The sequence below is a fragment of the Xanthobacter autotrophicus genome (assembly GCF_030015065.1).
In the GTDB taxonomy this organism is placed as follows: Bacteria; Pseudomonadota; Alphaproteobacteria; order Rhizobiales; family Xanthobacteraceae; genus Xanthobacter; species Xanthobacter autotrophicus_D.
Genome location: NZ_JAIVFN010000536.1, coordinates 1 through 397, shown reverse-complemented (window position 1 = coordinate 397; position 397 = coordinate 1). Strand labels below are relative to the sequence as shown.

Here is a 397-nt window from a genome sequence, read left to right as displayed (position 1 = left end):
ACAATCTGTGTGTGCACTCGAAGATACGGATTCTTGACGTCGCAAGACGAAAAATGAATACCAAGTCTCTGAGTGAACACGTAATTCATTACGAAGTTTAATTCACGAGCATCAAACTTTTAAATTGAAGAGTTTGATCATGGCTCAGATTGAACGCTGGCGGCAGGCCTAACACATGCAAGTCGAACGGTAACAGGAAGCAGCTTGCTGCTTTGCTGACGAGTGGCGGACGGGTGAGTAATGTCTGGGAAACTGCCTGATGGAGGGTGATAACTACTGGAAACGGTAGATAATACCGCATAACGTCGCAAGACCAAAGAGGGGGACCTGCGGGCCTCTTGCCATCGGATGTGCCCAGATGGGATTAGCTAGTAGGTGGGGTAACGGCTCACCTAGG

Annotated in this window: 1 rRNA gene; it reads left to right on the top strand. The window is 48.9% G+C overall.

From position 1 onward, the window contains the following. Positions 1-121 precede the first annotated feature (121 nt). Positions 122-397, top strand: a 16S ribosomal RNA gene (locus K9U40_RS24400); the annotation flags it as partial.